At 48.2% G+C, this 4,504-nt stretch carries 2 protein-coding genes and 3 pseudogenes; 4 read left to right on the top strand and 1 reads right to left on the bottom strand.

Annotation, left to right across the window (positions count from 1 at the left end; all coding sequences use genetic code 11):
• Positions 1 to 247, bottom strand: a pseudogene (locus tag B4113_RS15035) (UPF0236 family transposase-like protein); the annotation flags it as partial.
• A gap of 740 nt (positions 248 to 987) precedes the next feature.
• Here B4113_RS15035 and B4113_RS15025 point away from each other — a divergent pair.
• The 4 genes and pseudogenes from B4113_RS15025 to B4113_RS15010 all read left to right on the top strand — a co-directional run.
• Positions 988 to 2,424, top strand: coding sequence for a DDE-type integrase/transposase/recombinase (locus tag B4113_RS15025; protein ID WP_033844673.1), 1,437 nt, complete (start codon positions 988 to 990; stop codon positions 2,422 to 2,424).
• 409 nt (positions 2,425 to 2,833) lie between these two features.
• Positions 2,834 to 3,352 carry a VOC family protein gene (locus B4113_RS15020; RefSeq protein ID WP_051962771.1) on the top strand — a complete coding sequence of 173 codons (519 nt, stop codon included), beginning with the start codon at positions 2,834 to 2,836 and terminating at the stop codon, positions 3,350 to 3,352.
• A 266-nt stretch (positions 3,353 to 3,618) separates the two neighbouring features.
• Positions 3,619 to 4,168, top strand: a pseudogene (locus tag B4113_RS15015) (DUF6431 domain-containing protein).
• A 153-nt stretch (positions 4,169 to 4,321) separates the two neighbouring features.
• Positions 4,322 to 4,504: pseudogene (locus B4113_RS15010) on the top strand (IS481 family transposase); the annotation flags it as partial.

Raw genomic sequence — 4,504 nt, 5'->3', positions numbered from 1 at the left:
GGGCCGCCAACACCAGCTGACGAATCGCCTCATGGCTGAGGACCGCATACCCCACGATCGCCTCCAACGTGCGAGCTGCTTTGCGGTAGGAAGAGCACTCTACAGCCAACTCGACTGCCGTTTCCTCAAGGCAAGGACGGATCGATTGGGCTCCATCAAAGCCCAGTTCGGCATCCAACAAGAAGGTATACGCCCCTGCCTGCCGATCATAGTAGTAGTTCCGTCGAAACGTCACTTCTCCAAACAGCAATACAGAAAGGTTAATTAATCGTAATATAATGGAGAAGTTTAAAGATAAAATGACTATAATAATGATCGCTCATAGAATAGAGAGTATAAAAAATGCGGATAACATCCTGGTTCTTAAAAATGGCAGAATTGTTGAGTCTGGAACATATGATCAATTAATGTCTTTAAAAGGCGAGTTTTATAGAATATATTCTCTCGAAAGAGTCGAAAAAGTCAAAGAGAATACTCTATATACTTTATAAAGTGACAACAACAATTAACGTTACTTTGTATCAATGAAAAGAAATTCCCATTGTGAACGATTAGCACCCGCGCTTCTGTTTCCTTTTGGTCCGGGTCCCCGGGGCGGTGCGATGGTCGGCTGGCAGCCGGAAAGGATCTGGCACTGTGGGCCAAGGCGCCGAAGCTCTCGCCTTCCGGCTCGATCCAGCCTATCACACCGCCCTTCCCGGCCCAAAAGACTACGGGTCGCTGGTGTTCAGTTTATTGTGTCCTTAACATCTTTTCAGTTTTAAACTCATCACATAATCTACATTATACGTAATTAAAAATGACAATTTTATGATATACTAGCCACTCCCCCTATGTTTCAAGGGGTATTGTCAAAAGTTTATCCTCCACACTCACTGTTTTTCGTTGAGTTTCAACGGTTGGAATAAAAAAAGCTTGCCACCCCCGTTGTTTTAGGCCATCATTGAGGTAACCACACCCAACACCCAAAACAAAGGAGTGACAAGCTTGTTACCTCTATTATTAGCCTATTTGCTTGAAATAATCAAGACCCAACATCAAATCATTGTCTATTTAATTGGATCCTTATTAGGAAAATCCTTAAGCCGCAAAGACATGGACGAACCGGTTCGAAAACCGTACCGGAAACTTCAGGTCGATGACCTTCCCATCATCGATGTCCCAGAAACACTTGACTACCGGCAGCTTTTAGCCGACTACGAAGCCCGGCACGGCCGTCCGTTGCCGCCGGTCCAACGCCGGGCCAACGCTAAACACCGTGTCCCGGATTCGTTGACGTGTCCCCGTTGCCAGGCGCCGTCATCCTACCTGTACGCCAACAACGGCGGAAAAGGGCAGTACCAATGCAAAGTGTGCCAATGCCGGTTCAACCATCGAAATCGGTTCAAAAAGCAAGCGGTCTTTCGTTGCCCGCACTGCTTCCAAACGCTTGAGAAAATTAAAGAACGCAAGGACTACTACATCTACAAGTGCAAGAACAACGACTGCCCATTTTACCAAAAGAACCTTCGCCGGATGAGCCAAAAGGAACGCCAACAATTCCAGCAGAACCCTCAAGCCTTCAAGGTGCGGTATCTGTTCCGTGAGTTTTTGTTTGACTTTCAACCATTGGCCCCATCGTCGCCGAAAAAGCCAAAAGTCGATTTGTCTCGTCTGGCGGTGTCGTCGCACACCCTCGGACTCGTGTTGACGTACTACGTTAACTATGGGATGTCCTCCAGACAGACAGCCGGAATCATGAAGGATGTGCATGGCGTGTCGATCTCCCATCAGACGGTGCTCAACTACGCCAATAGCGTCGCGCTCATGATTCAGCCATTTGTCGACCAGTTCCCGTACGAGCTGTCCGGCTCGTTCTGTGGGGATGAGACGTATATTCGCGTGAAAGGGCGCTGGCATTACCTGTTTTTTATGTTTGATACCGTGAAAAAAGTGGTGTTGTCGTATCGCGTCTCGCCCCACCGGGATGCGTTGTCGGCCATCCGGGCCATCGATGACGTCCTGCGAAAGCTGCCGTCCATCCCGGACGATTTGTCGTTCGTCGTCGACGGCAATCCCATTTACCTGCTGGCGCAGCACTTTTTTGCCCAGCACGGGATTCCGTTTGACGTCCGCCAAGTGATCGGACTGACCAATGAGGATCCGGTGTCCGAGGAGTTCCGCGCGCTCAAACAAATCATCGAGCGATTCAACCGGACGTTTAAAGGCAACTATCGGCCGACTCACGGATTTGGCGCGGAAGAAGGCTCGGTCTCCTTTGTCACGCTGTTTGTGGCGTATTTCAACTTCCTGCGCCCGCACGGTGCACTCGAAGGCCGGGTTCCTGTCGTCATCCCGGAGCTCGCCGATCTGCCCCATATGCCGGCCCGGTGGACGAAGCTGATCGCCATGGCTCAAGATTTCCTCCAACAAGAGGCGGCCTAACTTTTTTGTCCGCCGGAGCCCATGGATCAGAAGACCAGCGCCGGATTCGGCGAAGCGAACCCTTGACCAACTGAACATCGTCAAAGGTAAAATTCGGTAAGGGCAAGGGCGGCTTTCCTATGCCCTCTTTTTTGTCCCCGTCGCCCTTGACGTCCCTTTCGCACCTTTGGCGGGTGTTGGTCAAGGGCGAATCCGGCTCCAAGGATGCCTTACGATGCTCCATGGGATGGCGGATGTGGAGTTTTCATAGAACTTTTGACGCTACCTTTCAAGGGGCTGATTTCATTGAGAAGTTTGGAATGCAAAATTTTGAAAAAATTATATAATTTAAATAAATATAAAATAATTTAAATAAATATAAATATTAATACCAAATGGAAGTTGTAAAAGAGCAAAGGAGGAGAATTCAATGAAACCGGTATTTACTAAAGTCCTTCAAATAGGTGTCGTAGTAAAGGATTTAGATCAGACCATGAAAGTATATGCAGATAAATATGGAATTGGACCTTGGGCAGTATATGAATTTAACAAGGATACAGTGGCGGATATGAGTGTAGGCGGCAAGCGAATTGATTATGCTATGCGGTTAGCTGTTACAGATATAGGAGGCGTTCAGTGGGAACTAATTGAACCTTTGGATGAAATCAGTGATTATGCACGATTTTTAAAAGAGCATGGGGAAGGAATCCATCATGTGACATTGGATACAGAATCCTATGAAAGTGCGCTAGAATTCTGCAAGAAAAATGGTTTGGGTTCGGTGCAGTATGGTTATTGGGGAAGGAACTTCCACTATGACTACAGGGATACTCGTGATGATATGAAGTGTATTGTTGAGCTGTACGGCCCTGAAGAAAGCTTTAAATGGCCGGAGCCAGTAGCTGTCTCCGAACTTAGTTCAACACAATTCAAAATGACGCTTTTATGATATACTCGTCCCCCTTGATGTTTCAAGGGGGACGATTTCATTGAGAAATTTGAGATGCAACATTATCAAGATTATAAGCAGTAAATTCCATCGTGTTGCGTTCGAACAGTCCATAATGTAAATTATCACTTTATTTTGGAATAAAAGAGGCATTTTTTTGCACATTTCTTCAGAAAGCCCTCTCCCCTTTTCTGAAGGAATGTGCTAATTTTTTTGTGAATTGTTTCGGACGAAGATTGCCATTCGTTTCAAGGGGGGGAGGAAGTGTGATCCAGTTTCACGACTTTGGCATTGACATTCAAACGTATACGGATCGTGGGAAAGAGAACGATTTTCCTGATGTAAACCAATGTCCCCACGGTCTATCCCGCCGCCCCTTGCACCGTCACGGGTATTACCAACGCTATGCGTTGACGGCAGAGGGGGAGTATCGCCTTTGGATCGCGCGGTACGCTCGCGAGAATGCCGCAAAACCGTGAGTGTGCTGCCTTCGTTCCTCCTCCCGTATGTTCAATATACCCTATCCGTCATCTGGCAAGCGGTCAAAGCATGGCTCGAAACGCCAAGACGAGGAGCGAAGACCAAACAGGTTGGTTTTCCCACCAAGGGGGTCATTTTGTTTTATATCCGACGATTTTTTCGGAATCTCCCCCGCTTGCATCACGTGGCGGCGAGGAGATGGGGGATCATCGGCCCTGTGGGGAACGCAAGAACCGAACGGGCAGTCTGGTGGATGCAGCTCTTGGAGGGACGGGGGTGGGCTCGATCATCCAAGACCTGTGGGACAACGAGAGATGGCATCTGTTTGCAGATTAAACCGTTTCTCGATTTTACATTAAAAACCAAAAAAGGGGACTGTTGATGTTTCCACAAACCCTTCCTCTCGACGAATCTCGAGCCGTTTCGTAAGATAGGGGACAGAGGGACCGGGACGGTCCAAAATCACAGAGAGGCAAGGAGGAGATCCGGATGGATGAATCGATGAGACACGATATCGCCCTGTTTCGGTACGGGCTGATCGCTCCGTTGGTGAATGGGCAGGTGGAACCCAAAGCGTATTTGAATGAGGTGGGCGAGCGAGTGCACTCGATTCCTCATCAAGGGGACAAACTCATTGCGACGAAGACGATTCTGGATTGGTGTGCTCGATAC

This window comes from Geobacillus sp. B4113_201601, assembly GCF_001587475.1.
GTDB lineage: Bacteria > Bacillota > Bacilli > Bacillales > Anoxybacillaceae > Geobacillus > Geobacillus icigianus.
Note: the sequence above shows the minus strand (reverse complement) of the source record. Positions and strands in the feature narration are given on the sequence as shown.